This is a genomic window from Marivivens sp. LCG002 (genome assembly GCF_030264275.1).
Lineage (GTDB): Bacteria > Pseudomonadota > Alphaproteobacteria > Rhodobacterales > Rhodobacteraceae > Marivivens.
The window spans coordinates 2423981-2439614 of the sequence record NZ_CP127165.1 but is presented as its reverse complement, the minus strand read 5'-3'; the positions used below and the strand labels follow the sequence as shown (position 1 = coordinate 2439614).

The following is a 15634-nucleotide window of genomic DNA, read 5'->3' as shown; positions in this document are numbered from 1 at the left end:
CGCTTGGAGTTGAAGTCGGTTGGGCTATCGCAAAATCCTCTATCGCAGCATTCCGCTCCATGAAGACTACCACCCGTCCGACCTCGGGATTCTTCAGGCGTCCATGCAGTATAACAAGAGCGTGGGCGTCACGGGCTACCTCTGGCGCGCCAATGGCCAGTTCGTCCAAACCCTCCACGGCAAGGTTGATGCGATCAATCTGGTGCTTGAACGCGTCGTTGCGGACAAGCGCCACAGCCAGATCGAAATCCTTCTGGACGATGATGCGTCTCCAACTTCGCCCTTCAGCGGCTTTTCGATGGGCTATGACCACTTCTTTCCCGCGCGTCACGGCATTGATTTCATAGAGGAAAACCATCTTCCTCGCGTCGATCGCGCCCAAGCCGAGGTGGTGTTCGACGCGCTCGTCCGTCTGGCGGGCGAAGCGCTCGAAAAAGGCGGCGGTTTCGTCTTTTCAAGACAGGCAGGCGAGTCCGAGGCCGACTATGAACGCCGCCTTGCCGCCGCACGGAGCTGATCGGCACCAAAGGGCGTAAAGCCCTTGCTAATCTGGGCTTCTTGGCCTATACGCGCGCCAGTCGAAGCAGCGCCCAACAGCTGTGACCAAGATCGAGAGCAGGGTCGGCAAAACCGGCCCTCTTTGTTTTGAGGTCCTCGACGCCCGTAACCAAAAGACCTGCGGAGACAACCGCACGGCCCGTATAAACGCTGAAAAGGAAACTGTGACGCATGTGCGCTAAGAACACGATGGAGGAATTCGAAGCCCTCCTTAACGAAAGCTTCGAAGTCGACACCCCGGACGAAGGTTCGGTTGTCAAAGGCAAGGTCATCGCGATTGAAGCAGGCCAGGCCATCATCGACGTAGGCTACAAAATGGAAGGCCGCGTTGATCTGAAAGAATTCGCAAACCCCGGCGAAGCTCCCTCGATCCAGGTTGGCGACGAAGTAGAAGTCTTCCTTCGCGCTGCTGAAAACGCTCGTGGCGAAGCTGTCATCTCGCGCGAGATGGCCCGCCGTGAAGAAGCTTGGGATCGTCTCGAGAAAGCCTACGCTGCTGAAGAGCGCGTTGACGGTGCGATCTTCGGTCGCGTCAAAGGCGGCTTCACTGTTGACCTCGGCGGCGCTGTTGCGTTCCTTCCGGGCTCGCAGGTTGACGTTCGTCCGGTGCGTGACGCTGGTCCGCTCATGGGCCTCAAGCAGCCGTTCCAGATCCTCAAGATGGACCGTCGTCGTGGCAACATCGTTGTTTCGCGTCGTGCAATCCTTGAAGAGTCCCGTGCAGAACAGCGCGCTGAAGTCATCGGCAATCTCTCCGAAGGTCAGTCGGTTGACGGCGTTGTCAAGAACATCACCGAATACGGTGCGTTCGTTGACCTCGGCGGCGTAGACGGTCTTCTCCACGTGACCGACATGGCATGGCGCCGCGTCAACCACCCGTCCGAGATCCTCACCATCGGTGAGACCATCAAGGTTCAGGTGATCAAGATCAACAAAGACACCCACCGCATCTCGCTCGGCATGAAGCAGCTGCAGGATGATCCGTGGGATGCTGTTGAAGCCAAGTATCGTCCCGAAACCGTCCACACCGGCCGCGTTACCAACATCACCGACTACGGTGCATTCGTTGAGCTCGAAGCTGGCGTTGAAGGTCTCGTTCACGTCTCCGAAATGTCCTGGACCAAGAAAAACGTCCACCCCGGCAAGATCGTTTCGACCTCGCAGGAAGTGGAAGTCATGGTTCTCGAGATCGACTCGACCAAGCGTCGCGTTTCGCTCGGCCTCAAGCAGACCCAGCGCAACCCGTGGGAAGTTTTTGCCGAGACCCATCCCGAGGGCACGCAGGTTGAAGGCGAAGTCAAGAACATCACCGAATTCGGTCTGTTCGTTGGCCTTCAGGGCGACATCGACGGCATGGTTCACCTCTCCGACCTGTCGTGGGACGAGCGTGGCGAAGACGCGATCCAGAACTACCGCAAGGGCGACATGGTCAAGGCCGTTGTCACCGAGGTCGACGTCGAGAAAGAGCGTATCTCGCTCTCGATCAAGAACCTCGATGGCGATCCCTTCGCTGATGCCGTTGGCGGCGTAAAGCGTGGTTCGGTCATCACCGTTGAAGTCACCGCGATCGAAGACGGTGGTATCGAAGTCGAATACGAAGGCATGAAGTCCTTCATTCGTCGTTCGGACCTCTCGCGCGACCGCGCTGACCAGCGTCCCGAGCGTTTTGGCGTAGGTGACAAGGTCGACGTTCGCGTCACCAACATCGACTCCAAGACCCGCAAGCTTGGTCTCTCGATCAAAGCCCGTGAAATCGCAGAAGAAAAAGAAGCAGTCGAGCAGTACGGTTCGTCCGACTCCGGCGCTTCGCTCGGCGATATCCTCGGCGCAGCCCTCAAGGGCGACAACTAATATCCACACCCTTTTTGGGTTGGACAGGCTCCGGCGTGCAAGCGCCGGAGCTCTTTTTTTGCCGAATCGTTCAAGGCTCGGATGCGGGCACACGTCTCTGGGTTGTTATATTTGTCACGCCACCTGCATAAATAATGTAAAAACCGTCCCGATTAGGCCCGAAACCGCCTCCCAAGGACAACGAGCCTATTTCCCGAAAGGATTTAGCCGCTATAGTTGGTCCCAATGTAAGTGAGCTTACGCATAATAATCTCTTCGGGGGGACTGCTGGCCATGATCAGGTCGGAACTGATTCAGAAAATCGCTGACGAAAATCCGCATCTATATCAGCGCGATGTCGAAAAAATCGTGAACACGATCTTTGACGAGATCACCAATGCAATGGCCAATGGCGATCGTGTAGAGCTTCGCGGCTTTGGCGCCTTCTCGGTCAAGAAAAGGGACTCGCGTACAGGACGGAACCCGCGTACGGGTGAATCCGTTGACGTCGATGAAAAACACGTGCCCTTTTTCAAAACCGGCAAGCTTCTTCGCGACCGTCTGAACGGCGAATAAGAGAAGTCTATGAAAACCATCCGCTACGCTTTTTGGGCCGTGATTGGCCTTGTCTTGATTATCGTCGGCCTTGCCAATCGTGACCTCGTCACGCTCCGCGCCATGCCGCAGGCCTTTGCCGATCTGCTCGGCATTTCGCCCGATATCCAGATCCCGCTCTTCATGGCGATTTTCGGCGGCGTGGCTTTGGGTCTTTTGATCGGTTTCTTCTGGGAATGGCTCCGCGAGCGTCAGTATCGGAGCGAAGCCTCCCGCAGTGCCCGCGAGAACAAGCGCCTCAAGGCGGAAATGGCTCGCCTGCGCGACAGCGACGGAGACGGACGCGACGACGTCCTCCAGATCCTCGAAAGCAAATAAGTGCCTGACGTCCGTGTGAAAATCTGTGGCCTGCGCGACAGCGCAGGGATCGAGGCCGCCGCCAAAGCAGGGGCCGCCTATGTCGGCTTTGTGTTCTTTCCCAAAAGCCCGCGCAACATTTCGGTGGCCGATGCCGCCATGCTCGCCGTTCAGGTCCCGCTTGGAGTGGCCAAAGTGGCGCTGGTGGTGAACCCCGACAACGCGCTTCTGGACGAGATCACCGCGCACGTGCCCCTCGATATGATCCAGCTCCACGGCTCCGAACCCCCCGAGCGCGTGACCGAGGTCCGTGCCCGCTATGGTCTCCCCGTGATGAAGGCTCTCGGCATCGCCACCCCCGAGGACACACATCAGATCGACATCTATTCCCAAGTCGCCGACCAGCTTCTTGTCGATGCCAAGGCCCCCGTCGCGTCGGATATCCCAGGTGGCAACGGTCACGCCTTCGACTGGAAACTGGTGCGCCGCAAATACTGGACCCGCCCTTGGATGCTCGCAGGGGGCCTCACCCCCGAGAACGTCGCCGCCGCCGTCGATGTCACGGGCGCCCGTCAGGTCGACGTCTCTTCGGGTGTCGAATCCGCTCCGGGGATCAAAGACGCTGAAAAAATCGCCGCTTTCATCGCCGCAGCACAGGCCTAAAGCCCCGCGCCCCCTTTACCGTCCCGCTACAGAGCGCTACTTGGAATGCAACACGTGGGGAGGCCAAGATGGCAGACGATCTTTTCAACAGCTTCATGAACGGTCCTGACGAAAACGGCCGCTTTGGTATCTTCGGCGGGCGCTTTGTGTCCGAAACCCTGATGCCGCTCATTCTCGACCTTCAGGAACAATACGAGTTCGCCAAGACCGACCCGACCTTCTGGGCCGAGATGGATGACCTCTGGACGAACTACGTCGGCCGTCCCAGCCCGCTCTACTTTGCAGAGCGCCTGACCGAACGCCTCGGCGGTGCCAAGGTCTATATGAAGCGCGACGAGCTGAACCACACCGGCGCGCACAAGATCAACAACGTGCTCGGCCAGATCATCCTTGCTCGCCGCATGGGCAAAACCCGCATCATCGCCGAAACGGGCGCAGGTCAGCACGGCGTTGCCACCGCAACCGTCTGTGCGAAATTCGGCCTGAAATGCGTTGTCTACATGGGCGCGCACGATGTCGAACGTCAGGCCCCCAACGTCTTCCGCATGCGCCTTCTCGGGGCCGAAGTCGTGCCCGTCACCTCGGGTCGCGGCACGCTCAAAGATGCGATGAACGACGCGCTGCGCGATTGGGTCACCAACGTGCGCGACACCTTCTACTGCATCGGCACCGTCGCAGGTCCGCACCCCTATCCCGCCATGGTCCGCGACTTCCAGTCGATCATCGGCAAAGAAGCCAAAGAACAGATGATGAAGGCCGAAGGCCGTCTTCCCGACACCATCATCGCCGCCATCGGCGGTGGCTCCAATGCCATGGGGCTCTTCTATCCGTTCCTCGACGACAAATCGGTCGAGATCATCGGCGTCGAAGCAGGCGGCAAAGGCGTCGACGAAAAGATGGAACACTGCGCCTCGCTCACGGGCGGGCGTCCGGGCGTGCTTCACGGCAACCGTACCTATCTGCTTCAGGATGACGACGGCCAGATTCTCGAAGGCTTCTCGATTTCCGCAGGTCTCGACTATCCGGGAATCGGTCCCGAACATGCTTGGCTCCACGATGTGGGCCGCGCGAAATACGTTGCGATCACCGACAAAGAGGCGCTCGCCGCCTTCCAGCTCTGCTGCGAGACCGAAGGAATCATCCCCGCGCTCGAACCGAGCCACGCTTTGGGCCATGTGATCAAGATCGCGCCCACGCTTCCCAAGGACCACATCATCATCATGAACATGTGTGGTCGCGGCGACAAAGACATCTTTACCGTCGCCAAACACCTCGGGTTCGACATGAAAGTCTAAGGATTACAGGCCCTTCGGGGCCTTTTTCTTTGCCCTAAACTTTGGTTTAGGCCCATAAACCGACGGTTTACGCGCCCCGCAATAAACCCGCGTCCAATATCTTCTCCTCGCTTGATCCCGCCATCTGGTGTCACGACCCACAACGGTCGAACACACATAGTGAGGAGACTTCAAATGCGTAAATTCATTCTTTCAGCCGTATTCGCTACTCTGGCCGCCACCGCTCATGCGGATGCCCTGACGGACAGCATCATTCAGGTCTGGGGCGACGCGGGCTATACCAACCTTGAAATCAAGCGCAGTGCGACCACCACCAAGGTCGAAGCCTATATGAACGGCACCAAGGTCGAGGTCATCTATGACAACGCCACCGCCGCCGAGCTCAAGCGCGAGGTCTATCCCGCCGGTGCAAGGAGCTCGAGCAGCAGCTCGTCGTCGAGCACCACAGGCCTGTCCGATGACAGCAGCAGCCACCACTCGGGCTTTGACGACAGTGGCCACCACGGCGGCGAGTCCCGTTCCTTCGACGACAACGGCGACGATGACGACCGTGGCCGTGGGCGCGGACGCGGCGGCGATGACGACGACAGCGATCACGACGACGACCACGGCGGCGACCGTGACCGCGACAGCGACGACGATTGATCCTCAAAACAGGTGACATCGAGCAGAAGCCAAAGCTAAACTGGCTTTGATAAGAGCCCCGCGCTTCTGGCGTGGGGCCAAACTGGATTGAACATGATCTCATTTCAAAACACGCTCAAAGCGATACTGACGCTCGCCGCTCTCGGCCTTTCCGCGCCTGTCTTTGCCGAAACGGTAGAAGAGTCGGTTGTCCGCCAACTCCGCGCCCAAGGGTTCACCGAGTTCGAGGTCGAGCGCACGCTTCTCGGTCGCCTCAAGATCGAGGCCAAGAACGCCACGATCGAGCGCGAGATCGTCATCAACCCCACCACGGGCGAGATCCTGCGCGACTATTGGGAATACCGCTCGGGCAACAAGCGCAGCTCGAACAACATCGTGATCCCCCAAGTCGGGAGCACCACCGCTGCCGCGCCCTCGGGCTCCTCGTCCTCGGGAGGCACCACGGCCGCCGTTCAGAGCACGACGACAACGACCAACGTGTCGAACTCCGGCTCGGGCTCGCACAGCGACGACGACGATGACGATGATGATGACGACCGCTCTTCGAACTCGGGCAAAGGCAGCGACGACAGCGACGACGACAAGGATGACGACCGCGACGACGACAAGGGCGACGACAAAGATGATGACTAAACCCTTATCGTCTTTGCCCGCTTGGCCTGCCGTATGAGGCGCTCGTTCCCCATCGCCTTTGCCCTTGTGGTGCAGGTCATCTGCGCCGTGTTTTTCGTGTCGAATATCCTTGGTTCGGTTCTCGGTTTCGCCCCCATCGCTTGGCAATTGAGCGAGTTCATCGAGCTTGGCGCCGCCCTCGGTCTTCTGATCGGGATCACCCTCGGCGGCGTTGCCCTTCGCCGCACCCACAAACGCGCCACGCTGGCCGAGGATCGCCTCCGCATGGCCTCAAGCGCCTTTCACGAAATCCTTGACGAGCATTTTGCCGACTGGGGCCTGACCCCCGCCGAACAGGATGTCGCGCTCTTCGCGATCAAGGGCCTTCCGCTTGCCGACATCGCCGCCGTCCGCGCCACTTCCGAAGGCACGGTCAAAGCCCAGATGAACGCCATCTATCGCAAGGCAGGCGTGACGGGCCGCCCCCAGCTTCTCAGCCTCTTCATCGAGGATCTGATGGATGACCGTCTCTTGCCGACCGCTAGTCCGTCGAATGCAGCTTCAGAACTGCAAGAGGCACCACTTCCAGCGCCCGCCGATGCGTCGCCCTAAGGTTCACGCGCGGGGCGCATCCCTCGTCATGGGCCTGTAGGAACCGCGCCGCGCAGAGACACCAGCGATCCCCCGCCTTGAGACCTTCAAAACCGTATTGCGGGGCAGGTGTCGAAAGATCGTTGCCGACATACTTCGAAAAAGCCAGAAACTCGTCCGTCATCACCGCACAGACCGTGTGGCTGCCCCGATCCTCGGCGCAGGTGTCACAGGCCCCGTTGCGGAAGTATCCCGTCATCGGGTCCAGCGAACAGGCCTCAAGCGCGCCTCCAAGCACGTTTTCGGACGGGTCTTTCTCGAACATGCCGCTCTCCTCTTTTGGGCTATCCTGCCCAGAGAACGGCATTTTTCCTAGCGAAATTTATCGGCCAGCTTTTGCAGCGCGCTGCGCTTGTCCTCTGGCGCGGCTTCGGGCTCGACCTTGGCTTTGGGCGCGGTCTCGGCCTTGGTTCCCGTCGAGGAACGCGGCGGCGCAACGCGCAGCGCAACCGCATTCATGAACTTGGCGCCATCCCCATCGGCCAGAGCCGCCGCGCCATCGGCAATCCCGCGCATCATATCGTCAAGCCAGCCTTCTTCGGCCTTGGCGAATTCGTGGAGCACATAGCCCGACACGCGGTCCTTGTGGCCGGGATGCCCGATGCCGAGCCGAACACGGTCATAGGCCTCGCCGATGTGTTGATGGATCGAGCGAAGCCCGTTGTGCCCCGCATGACCGCCGCCCGTCTTGAGCCTGCATTTGCCGGGCGCAAGGTCAAGCTCGTCATGGAACACCACCACATCTTCGGGTGACAGCTTGTGGAACCGCATCGCCTCGCCGACGGATTGCCCCGAAAGGTTCATGAACGTCTGCGGTTTCAAAAGGATGACCTTTTCCCGCCCGAGACGGCCTTCGCTCATCTCGCCTTGGAACTTCGATCGCCAAGGGGCAAAGCCGTGCTCTTCGGCAATACGGTCAACCGCCATAAAGCCGATGTTGTGACGCGTGCGGGCATATTTGCTGCCCGGATTTCCAAGTCCGACAAAGAGTTTCATATCAACATCTTACCTGCGGGAGACCGCGCTTTCCAGACCCTGCGTGCGCTGCGTTATATTGTTGTAAGTAATTGTTAATAAACAATAAATCTTCCCCGCGGGGAAGATTGTCCCCCAAATGCAAACGGGGCCCGAAGGCCCCGCGCAAATCCGTAGAAGGATGGGAAGAGACTTACTCTTCGCCTTCCTCTTCGTTGTCGGACGAACGAAGACCCGACGGAGCCGAGATGTTCGCAATAACGAAGTCACGCTCGATGGTCGGCTTGACGCCTTCGGGAAGGGTCACGTCCGAAATGTGGATCACGTCGCCGATATCGCGACCGGTGAGGTCAACAACGATCGACTCGGGGATGTCACCGGCAAGAACGTTGAGTTCGACTTCGGCGCGAACAACGGTCAGAACGCCGCCCTTCTTGATGCCGGGGGAAGCTTTGTCGTTGATGAAGTCAACGTGGACAAAGAGGTTCACGCGGCTGGTGCGCTTGAGGCGCATAAGATCGACGTGGGTCGGAAGGTCCTTCACAACGTGACGCTGCACGCCGCGGCAGATGACGCGAACGTCGTCGTGGCCTTCGACTTTGAGGTTGAAGAGCGTCGACATAAAGCGGCCAGCGCGAAGTCTGGTCAGCAGCTTGTTGAAGTCGAGGTTGATCGGAAGCGGATCTGCGCCACCACCGTAAACAACGCCCGGTACCATTCCATCACGACGAGCTTGACGAGCGGCCCCCTTGCCTGTCCCCGAACGTTCCGTGGCGATAAGATCAGGAATCTCACGTGCCATTTGTATTCTCCATAAATAATGGGGCCGCCCTCCAAGGGTGTGCGGCCCGATGAAGCCGTGCCTATACGACCGATTCTGCGTTTTGGAAAGGGTAAAATCGCCCTCAAGCCCAATAAAACAAGGGCAGCCCCCTCTGGTGCTGCCCTGATTTGTCTCGCGTTTCGGGGCGGGGCTTACTGCCAGCGGCCCTCGAAATCTTCGGGCACGAGAAGCACGTCACGCCCAAGATCTTTGACGTCCCGTTTGCCGCAAAGCGCCATCGAGATATCAAGCTCTTTCTGGAGCACCTGAAGCGCGGTGGTCACGCCCTTTTCGCCCATCGCGCCAAGTCCATAGACATAGGCGCGCCCGATCATCGTGCCCTTGGCCCCGAGCGCCAGCGCCTTGAGAATGTCCTGACCCGAACGGATACCGCTGTCGAGCCAGACCTCGGTCTGGTCGCCCACAGCCGCCACGATAGACGGAAGAACGCGGATCGACGAGAGCGCCCCGTCAAGCTGACGTCCGCCGTGGTTCGACACGATGATCGCATCGGCCCCGACCTCGACGCATTTCTTGGCGTCCTCGACGTCGAGCACGCCCTTGAGGATCACCTTGCCGCCCCATTTCTCGTTGAGACGGGCAATCATCGACCAGTCGAGACGCGGCTCGAACTGCTCAGCGGTCCATGACGACAGGCTCGACATATCGGTCGCGCTCTTGGCATGGCCGACGATGTTGCGGAAGGTGCGGCGCTTGGTCCCGAGCATCTCGAGCCCCCAAGCCCATTTGGTCGAAAGGTCGATCATGGTCTTGAGCGTCGGCTTGGGCGGTGCCGAAAGCCCGTTCTTGAGGTCCTTGTGCCGCTGCCCGAGGATCTGGAGGTCAAGCGTGATGACCAGTGCATCCACACCCGCGTTCTTGGCCCGCGCGATGATGTTGTCCACGAACTCCTCGTCCCGCATCACATAGAGCTGGAACCAGAACGGCGCTTTGGTGTGCTCGCGCACATCCTCGATCGAACAGATCGACATGGTGGAAAGCGTATAGGGCACCCCGAACTTCTCGGCGGCCTTTGCCGATTTGATCTCGCCGTCCGCGTTCTGCATCCCGAGGAGCCCGACAGGGGCCAGCGCCACAGGAAGCGACACCTCGCGCCCGATCATGGTCGAAGCCGTGGTGCGGTTCGACATATCCACCGCCACCCGCTGTCGCAGTCGGATCTTTTCAAAGTCCGAGACGTTCTCGCGGAAGGTCTGCTCGGTCCACGACCCCGACTCCGCATAGTCATAGAACATCTTGGGCGCACGGCGCTTATGAAGCCGCTTGAGGTCGTCGATACAGGTGATGACTGGCATGATAAAACCGCAAATTATCTAAATTGGTAGTGAACCCTTACCAATCCGTGCGGTATTGCGCAACAAAACTCTGGGCTTTCCGCTTGCCTTCTCCCGCATTTACAGAGAGCTTTCCCCAGAAATTCTGGGGACAGTGATGGATACCATTCTTCACGGCACGCTCGGCGGTGTCGTTGCTTTTCTTGCGACCACCCTCGGCGCTGCCTTTGTTCTTGTGGGCAAACCGCTCTCGCAGCGGGCGAGCGATACCATGCTCGGCTTTGCGGCGGGGGTCATGCTCTCGGCCTCCTACTTCTCGCTCATTATACCCGGCATCGCCGTGGCCGAAGACATCTGGAACAGCACCGCAATCGCAGCCCTGATCGCGGCGGTCGGTATCGCGCTCGGGGCGGGCTTTGTGGCGTGGCTCAACTCCACGCTCCCGCACGAGCACTTCGAGATGGGGCAAGAGAACGCGGACTCCACCTCGCTGGCGCGTATCTGGCTCTTTGTGATCGCGATCACGATCCACAACTTTCCCGAAGGCATGTCGATCGGCGTCTCCTTCGGCGGCGACGACATCACGCGCGGGCTTTCCGTCATGACGGGCATTTCGCTTCAGGATCTTCCCGAAGGTCTCGCCGTTGCGGTCGCTTTGATGAGCCGCGGCTACGGCAAGTGGAAGTCCTTTGCCACCGCCGCCCTGACAGGCGCGGTCGAGCCCTTGGGCGCTTTGATCGGCGCAAGCGCCGTTTCGCTCTCGACAACGATCCTGCCCCTTGGCCTTACCTTCTCGGCGGGTGCGATGCTCTATATCATCAGCCACGAGATCGTCCCCGAAACCCACCGCTCGGGCCACCAGAACCGCGCCACCACAGGCCTCATCTTCGGCCTGATCCTGATGATGTTCCTTGATGTGACTCTGGGGTGACTTGCTAGCGCCATTGAAAACAAAAAGCCGCCCGAGAGGCGGCTTTATCTATGGGCAGGTCAAAGGGCCTTAGGCCGAGTGTGCGCCGTCGGCCAAGGTTTTTACAAAGGCGAGCACGTCCGCGACGCTTTCGCCGTCACCGATCTTGCCGACGATGGCCGAACCGACGACTGCGCCGTCCGCGATGGCGGCGATATCGCGCGAGGCTTCGGGGGTACGGATACCAAAGCCGACGATGATCGGAAGATCGGTCTTGGCCTTGATGCGGGCGACCTCGGGGCCGACCTCGCCTGCGACGGCGGCGGCGGCACCGGTGATGCCCGTCACCGACACGTAGTAGACGAAACCGGAGGTGTTCTGGAGCACTTTGGGGAGGCGCTTGTCATCGGTGGTCGGGGTCGCGAGACGGATGAAGTTGATCCCTGCGGCCTGCGCGGGGATGCAAAGCTCGCTGTCCTCTTCGGGGGGAAGGTCCACGATGATAAGACCGTCGATCCCTGCCTCTTTGGCGTCCACAAGGAACTTGTCCACGCCATGACTGTAGATCGGGTTGTAATAGCCCATGAGCACGATCGGGGTGGTCTGATCGGTCTCGCGCAGGGCGCGGGCGACGTCGAGCGTCTTGTTCAAGGTCATGCCGCCGTCAAGCGCACGCTGGCCCGCGAGCTGGATGGTCGAGCCGTCTGCCATCGGATCGGTAAAGGGAAGGCCGAGCTCGATGATGTCGACGCCTGCCGCGGGCAAGCCTTTGACGATTTCGATCGAGGTCTCGAGGTCGGGATCGCCCGCCATGACATAGGCGACAAAGGCCTTCTTACCTGCGGCTTTGAGTTCGGCAAATTTCGCGTCGATCCGAGTCATCGGGACCCCCCTCACAATAGTTCCAAAGGGGTTTCGCCCAAAAGACGCGCCGTTGCAATGGGGCAGGGGCCTCGGCGGGCAAGGATTGCTTGAATATGTGCCTCTTGCGTCCTAGAAGCGCCCAAGAGTTTTCAGGAGGGTCCTATGGGCTTCAAGATGGGTATCGTTGGTCTGCCGAACGTCGGCAAGTCCACCCTGTTCAATGCATTGACCAAAACCGCTGCGGCGCAGGCGGCGAACTTTCCGTTCTGCACCATCGAGCCGAACGTGGGCGAAGTGGCCGTGCCCGATGCGCGTCTGGACAAGCTGGCCGCGATCGCAGGCTCCAAGCAGATCATCCCGACCCGTATGACGTTCGTGGACATCGCGGGTCTGGTCAAGGGCGCGTCCAAGGGCGAAGGCCTCGGGAACCAGTTCCTTGCCAACATCCGCGAGTGTGACGCCATCGCCCATGTGCTGCGCTGTTTCGAGGATGACGACATCACCCACGTCGAAGGCCGCGTGGACCCCGTGTCGGACGCCGAGACCATCGAGATGGAGCTGATGCTGGCGGACCTCGAGTCCATCGAGCGCCGTCTGCAGAACATCGTGCGCAAGGTGCGCGGCGGCGATAAGGAAGCCATCGATCAGGAGCGCCTCCTCAACCTTGCCAAAGCGGCGATCGAGGACGGCAAGCCTGCCCGCACGGTCGACGTGGCAGAGGACGACAAGAAGGCGTGGAAGATGCTCCAGCTTCTGTCGACCAAGCCCGTGCTCTATGTCTGCAACGTGGAAGAGGAGGCCTCGGCCACGGGCAACAGCCAGTCGGCCCGCGTGGCGGAAATGGCGGCGGCGCAGGGCAACAGCCATGTGGTGATCTCGGCACGCATCGAGGAAGAGATCAGCCAGCTCGACGCCGAAGAGGCCGAGATGTTCCTCTCGGAAATGGGGCTGGAGGAGGCAGGTCTCGACCGTCTTATCCGCGCAGGCTACCAGCTTTTGCACCTTCAGACCTATTTCACCGTCGGTCCCAAAGAGGCCCGCGCCTGGACCATCAAGGAAGGCACTGCCGCACCGCAGGCCGCAGGGGTCATCCACGGCGACTTCGAACGCGGCTTCATCCGCGCCGAGACCATCGCCTATGAGGACTATGTCACCTTGGGTGGCGAGACGGGCGCCAAGGAAGCGGGCAAGATGCGCGCCGAGGGCAAGACCTATATCGTCAAGGACGGGGACGTCATGCACTTCCTGTTTAATACTTGATTTTACAGGAAAATTTTAGGGAAAGCGCCGCTCCTGATGGGGGCGGCGTTTTTGTTTTTTTGGGGGGGGAGAAGATCTGCAATTTATGGTGGATAAGATGGTTATTCATGCTATTTTTTGGTGATTTGCATTTGGTTTTGTTTAGTTCGGGGGTTCGAAGATGAAAGGTAGAGATAGGAACGCTCGCTGTTGGTGTGGTTCAGAACTCAAGTATAAGAAATGTCATTTGGCGCGAGACGCACAAAAACCAGAAAACCTGTGGAATGCTGTTTCAGCTAACAAGAAAGCATTTTCTGAGCGAACTTGTTTTGCCCGTGATGTTGGATTGGGCCCCTGTGAAGGTAAGATCATTAGGGCTCATAGCGTCTCACGTGGACCTAATTTGAATAGAATAGCAGTCGATGGGCACGTGCTGACTTATCAGGTCGATCCACGGCTCAAGAGGACCAACGGATCTCTAATTAACATCAAAGAAGTTGGCATAAATCAGGCTTCTGCTTTTTATGGGTTCTGTGGTTTACATGATCGCGTCCTTTTCTCGTGTCTTGAGAACGAGATATTTGCGGCGACCCCGTTGCAGTGCCTTACAGTTGCTTATCGAACTATAAGTCGGGAACTCTATGGCAAAGACGCCTCGGCACACTTGAGAACAACCTTGCACGGTGCCGATAAAGGTCGGTCACTTTCAGATCAGTTCCTTTTCCAAGCGAAGCTAAGCGAAATAAGTCTAGGAAATGAGGCAGCCCGTCGCGAGTTAAGAGCGACCTTCGACTGTTTGACTTCGGCGCTTGTCCATCGACAGGTTAATTTGATTAGCTCCATGATCATTGAATTCGACGGTCAATTACCCTTTATGTTCGCGGGAGCTTGGTCACCATTAACCGACTTCTATGGCAGGCAACTTCAGGACGTTTGTTCTGATCAGCTTTTGGAGCAGATTATAGTCTCTTCTTTTGCGGCAGAAAGTCGAGCGATCGTTTGTATATCTTGGCGGGAAATTGAAGGTGCCCCAGGAAGGATAGTTGCTGAGCAGATTTCAATGTTGCCTTCTGAGGAACAGGCTTCCGCGGTTTTACAGTTTGTTGTCAAACACATTGAGAATATTTTCTTCAATCCGGACTGGTATCGTGATCTTGAAGAAACTCATAAGAAACATTTGCAATACTTAGCTGAGGACGGGTTGGATTTCATGGGTAGTCCGCCGTCCGCATTAATTCGTCGCGAAATTGGGTTTGATCTCCCGCCTAGTCTATCCGTTACTTGGCAATAGGTATTGCCCTCAAGCCCAAAGCCCCCAAAAACAAAAACCGCCCCCGAAGGGGCGGCTTGCGTTGCTCTAGGAGTGGTCCGAAGGGTCGCTTAGTGCTCTTCCGCGAGGAAGCGTTCGGCGTCTAGGGCGGCCATGCAGCCCATGCCTGCGGAGGTGATGGCTTGGCGGTATTTGTGGTCGGTGAGGTCGCCTGCAGCAAAGACGCCGGGGATCGAGGTTTCGGTCGAGCCGGGTTTCACCGAGACATAGCCGCCGTTGTGCAATTCGAGCTGGTCCTTGACGAGTTCGCTCGCGGGGGCGTGGCCGATGGCGATAAAGACGCCCTTGGCGGGAATGTCCGTGATTTCGCCCGTTTTGGTGTGCTTGACCTTGACGCCTTCGACGCCGAGCGGGCTGTCTGTGCCGTAGACCTCGTGGATTTCGTGGAACCAGAGGGTCTCGATCTTGGGGTTCTTGGTGAGACGGTCGATGAGGATCTTTTCGGCGCGCAGCTCGTCGCGGCGGTGGATCAGCGTCACTTTGGAAGCGAAGTTGGTGAGGAAGAGCGCCTCTTCCACTGCGGTGTTGCCGCCGCCGACCACGACGATTTCCTGACCGCGATAGAAGAAGCCGTCACAGGTCGCACAGGCCGACACGCCGAAGCCGCGGAATTTCTCTTCGGTGGGAAGGCCGAGCCATTTGGCCTTGGCCCCTGTGGCGAGGATCACGGCATCGGCGGTGTAGGTGGTGCCGCTGTCGCCCTTGGCGGTGAAGGGACGCTTGGACAGGTCCAGATCGGTGATGATGTCCATGATGATCTCGCAGCCCATGGCCTTGGCGTGGGCTTCCATGTTGACCATCAGTTCGGGGCCTTGGATTTCATTGACGCCCGGCCAGTTCTCGACCTCGGTCGTGGTGGTGAGCTGGCCGCCCGGCTCCATCCCCTGCACGAGGATCGGGGAGAGCATGGCGCGGCTGGCGTAAACGCCTGCGGTATACCCTGCGGGGCCGGAGCCGATGATCAGAACTTTGGTGTGGCGCGAGTCAGACATGTCAGCCCCCTTTTCATTATCAATCCGTCCCGATATAGCG

The 15634-nt window shown here is 59.0% G+C and carries 19 protein-coding genes; 12 read left to right on the top strand and 7 right to left on the bottom strand.

Annotation, left to right across the window (positions count from 1 at the left end):
* The first annotated feature begins 19 nt into the window (after nt 1-19).
* Nucleotides 20-517 (top strand): BLUF domain-containing protein, encoded by a 498-nt coding sequence (locus QQG91_RS12005; RefSeq protein ID WP_285770462.1) that lies wholly within the window; start codon nt 20-22, stop codon nt 515-517.
* A gap of 46 nt (nt 518-563) precedes the next feature.
* Here QQG91_RS12005 and QQG91_RS12000 read toward each other — a convergent pair whose 3' ends face one another.
* Nucleotides 564-731 carry a hypothetical protein gene (locus tag QQG91_RS12000; RefSeq protein ID WP_285770461.1) on the bottom strand — a complete coding sequence of 56 codons (168 nt, stop codon included), beginning with the start codon at nt 729-731 and terminating at the stop codon, nt 564-566.
* Nucleotides 732-747: 16 nt separating this feature from the next.
* On the opposite strand from QQG91_RS12000, the gene rpsA reads away from it, so the two are divergent.
* From rpsA to QQG91_RS11960, 8 genes are all read left to right on the top strand, one after another.
* On the top strand, nt 748-2409 hold the full coding sequence (rpsA, locus tag QQG91_RS11995) for a 30S ribosomal protein S1 (RefSeq protein WP_285772351.1): 1662 nt from the start codon (nt 748-750) through the stop codon (nt 2407-2409).
* Between the two features lie 273 nt (nt 2410-2682).
* Nucleotides 2683-2964 (top strand): integration host factor subunit beta, encoded by a 282-nt coding sequence (ihfB, locus tag QQG91_RS11990; RefSeq protein ID WP_285770460.1) that lies wholly within the window; start codon nt 2683-2685, stop codon nt 2962-2964.
* A gap of 9 nt (nt 2965-2973) precedes the next feature.
* Nucleotides 2974-3321, top strand: a complete 348-nt coding sequence (locus QQG91_RS11985; RefSeq protein ID WP_285770459.1) for a LapA family protein — start codon at nt 2974-2976, stop codon at nt 3319-3321.
* On the top strand, nt 3322-3963 hold the full coding sequence (locus QQG91_RS11980) for a phosphoribosylanthranilate isomerase (RefSeq protein ID WP_285770458.1): 642 nt from the start codon (nt 3322-3324) through the stop codon (nt 3961-3963). It begins immediately after the preceding gene.
* Between the two features lie 68 nt (nt 3964-4031).
* Complete coding sequence (gene trpB / locus QQG91_RS11975) at nt 4032-5258, top strand: tryptophan synthase subunit beta (RefSeq protein ID WP_285770457.1); 1227 nt, start codon at nt 4032-4034, stop codon at nt 5256-5258.
* Between the two features lie 174 nt (nt 5259-5432).
* Complete coding sequence (locus QQG91_RS11970; protein WP_285770456.1) at nt 5433-5903, top strand: hypothetical protein; 471 nt, start codon at nt 5433-5435, stop codon at nt 5901-5903.
* 93 nt (nt 5904-5996) lie between these two features.
* On the top strand, nt 5997-6536 hold the full coding sequence (locus tag QQG91_RS11965) for a hypothetical protein (RefSeq protein ID WP_285770455.1): 540 nt from the start codon (nt 5997-5999) through the stop codon (nt 6534-6536).
* A 33-nt stretch (nt 6537-6569) separates the two neighbouring features.
* Nucleotides 6570-7127 carry a helix-turn-helix transcriptional regulator gene (locus QQG91_RS11960; RefSeq protein WP_285770454.1) on the top strand — a complete coding sequence of 186 codons (558 nt, stop codon included), beginning with the start codon at nt 6570-6572 and terminating at the stop codon, nt 7125-7127.
* On the opposite strand, the gene QQG91_RS11955 is transcribed toward QQG91_RS11960, so the two are convergent.
* From QQG91_RS11955 to QQG91_RS11940, 4 genes are all read right to left on the bottom strand, one after another.
* Entirely contained in the window at nt 7057-7431 is a 375-nt protein-coding gene (locus tag QQG91_RS11955; protein WP_285770453.1) for a DUF2237 family protein, read from the bottom strand. The genes QQG91_RS11960 and QQG91_RS11955 overlap by 71 nt on opposite strands.
* A 47-nt stretch (nt 7432-7478) precedes the next feature.
* On the bottom strand, nt 7479-8162 hold the full coding sequence (pth, locus tag QQG91_RS11950) for an aminoacyl-tRNA hydrolase (RefSeq protein WP_285770452.1): 684 nt from the start codon (nt 8160-8162) through the stop codon (nt 7479-7481).
* 172 nt (nt 8163-8334) lie between these two features.
* Entirely contained in the window at nt 8335-8943 is a 609-nt protein-coding gene (locus QQG91_RS11945; RefSeq protein ID WP_285770451.1) for a 50S ribosomal protein L25/general stress protein Ctc, read from the bottom strand.
* Nucleotides 8944-9116: 173 nt separating this feature from the next.
* Complete coding sequence (locus QQG91_RS11940; RefSeq protein ID WP_285770450.1) at nt 9117-10280, bottom strand: alpha-hydroxy acid oxidase; 1164 nt, start codon at nt 10278-10280, stop codon at nt 9117-9119.
* A gap of 136 nt (nt 10281-10416) precedes the next feature.
* Between QQG91_RS11940 and QQG91_RS11935 the strand changes: the two genes are divergently transcribed.
* Entirely contained in the window at nt 10417-11190 is a 774-nt protein-coding gene (locus QQG91_RS11935) for a ZIP family metal transporter (RefSeq protein ID WP_285770449.1), read from the top strand.
* A 69-nt stretch (nt 11191-11259) separates the two neighbouring features.
* Here QQG91_RS11935 and trpA read toward each other — a convergent pair whose 3' ends face one another.
* Nucleotides 11260-12051 (bottom strand): tryptophan synthase subunit alpha, encoded by a 792-nt coding sequence (gene trpA, locus QQG91_RS11930; protein ID WP_285770448.1) that lies wholly within the window; start codon nt 12049-12051, stop codon nt 11260-11262.
* A 144-nt stretch (nt 12052-12195) separates the two neighbouring features.
* Here trpA and ychF point away from each other — a divergent pair, with 144 nt between their 5' ends.
* Nucleotides 12196-13293 (top strand): redox-regulated ATPase YchF, encoded by a 1098-nt coding sequence (ychF, locus tag QQG91_RS11925; protein WP_285770447.1) that lies wholly within the window; start codon nt 12196-12198, stop codon nt 13291-13293.
* A 160-nt stretch (nt 13294-13453) separates the two neighbouring features.
* Nucleotides 13454-14563 carry an SEC-C domain-containing protein gene (locus QQG91_RS11920; RefSeq protein ID WP_285770446.1) on the top strand — a complete coding sequence of 370 codons (1110 nt, stop codon included), beginning with the start codon at nt 13454-13456 and terminating at the stop codon, nt 14561-14563.
* An 89-nt stretch (nt 14564-14652) separates the two neighbouring features.
* On the opposite strand, the gene trxB is transcribed toward QQG91_RS11920, so the two are convergent.
* Nucleotides 14653-15594 carry a thioredoxin-disulfide reductase gene (gene trxB, locus QQG91_RS11915; protein WP_285770445.1) on the bottom strand — a complete coding sequence of 314 codons (942 nt, stop codon included), beginning with the start codon at nt 15592-15594 and terminating at the stop codon, nt 14653-14655.
* Between the last annotated feature and the right edge of the window lie 40 nt (nt 15595-15634).

Coding starts and splice junctions, on each gene's coding strand:
- ychF (WP_285770447.1), top strand. CDS start 12,196: ATGGGCTTCAAGATGGGTATCGTTGGTCTGCCGAACGTCGGCAAGTCC.
- pth (WP_285770452.1), bottom strand. CDS start 8,162: ATGAAACTCTTTGTCGGACTTGGAAATCCGGGCAGCAAATATGCCCGC.
- QQG91_RS11965 (WP_285770455.1), top strand. CDS start 5,997: ATGATCTCATTTCAAAACACGCTCAAAGCGATACTGACGCTCGCCGCT.
- QQG91_RS11945 (WP_285770451.1), bottom strand. CDS start 8,943: ATGGCACGTGAGATTCCTGATCTTATCGCCACGGAACGTTCGGGGACA.
- trpA (WP_285770448.1), bottom strand. CDS start 12,051: ATGACTCGGATCGACGCGAAATTTGCCGAACTCAAAGCCGCAGGTAAG.
- QQG91_RS11935 (WP_285770449.1), top strand. CDS start 10,417: ATGGATACCATTCTTCACGGCACGCTCGGCGGTGTCGTTGCTTTTCTT.
- QQG91_RS11955 (WP_285770453.1), bottom strand. CDS start 7,431: ATGTTCGAGAAAGACCCGTCCGAAAACGTGCTTGGAGGCGCGCTTGAG.
- QQG91_RS11940 (WP_285770450.1), bottom strand. CDS start 10,280: ATGCCAGTCATCACCTGTATCGACGACCTCAAGCGGCTTCATAAGCGC.
- QQG91_RS12000 (WP_285770461.1), bottom strand. CDS start 731: ATGCGTCACAGTTTCCTTTTCAGCGTTTATACGGGCCGTGCGGTTGTC.
- QQG91_RS11920 (WP_285770446.1), top strand. CDS start 13,454: ATGAAAGGTAGAGATAGGAACGCTCGCTGTTGGTGTGGTTCAGAACTC.
- trpB (WP_285770457.1), top strand. CDS start 4,032: ATGGCAGACGATCTTTTCAACAGCTTCATGAACGGTCCTGACGAAAAC.
- rpsA (WP_285772351.1), top strand. CDS start 748: ATGGAGGAATTCGAAGCCCTCCTTAACGAAAGCTTCGAAGTCGACACC.
- QQG91_RS11970 (WP_285770456.1), top strand. CDS start 5,433: ATGCGTAAATTCATTCTTTCAGCCGTATTCGCTACTCTGGCCGCCACC.
- QQG91_RS11960 (WP_285770454.1), top strand. CDS start 6,570: ATGAGGCGCTCGTTCCCCATCGCCTTTGCCCTTGTGGTGCAGGTCATC.
- ihfB (WP_285770460.1), top strand. CDS start 2,683: ATGATCAGGTCGGAACTGATTCAGAAAATCGCTGACGAAAATCCGCAT.
- trxB (WP_285770445.1), bottom strand. CDS start 15,594: ATGTCTGACTCGCGCCACACCAAAGTTCTGATCATCGGCTCCGGCCCC.
- QQG91_RS11985 (WP_285770459.1), top strand. CDS start 2,974: ATGAAAACCATCCGCTACGCTTTTTGGGCCGTGATTGGCCTTGTCTTG.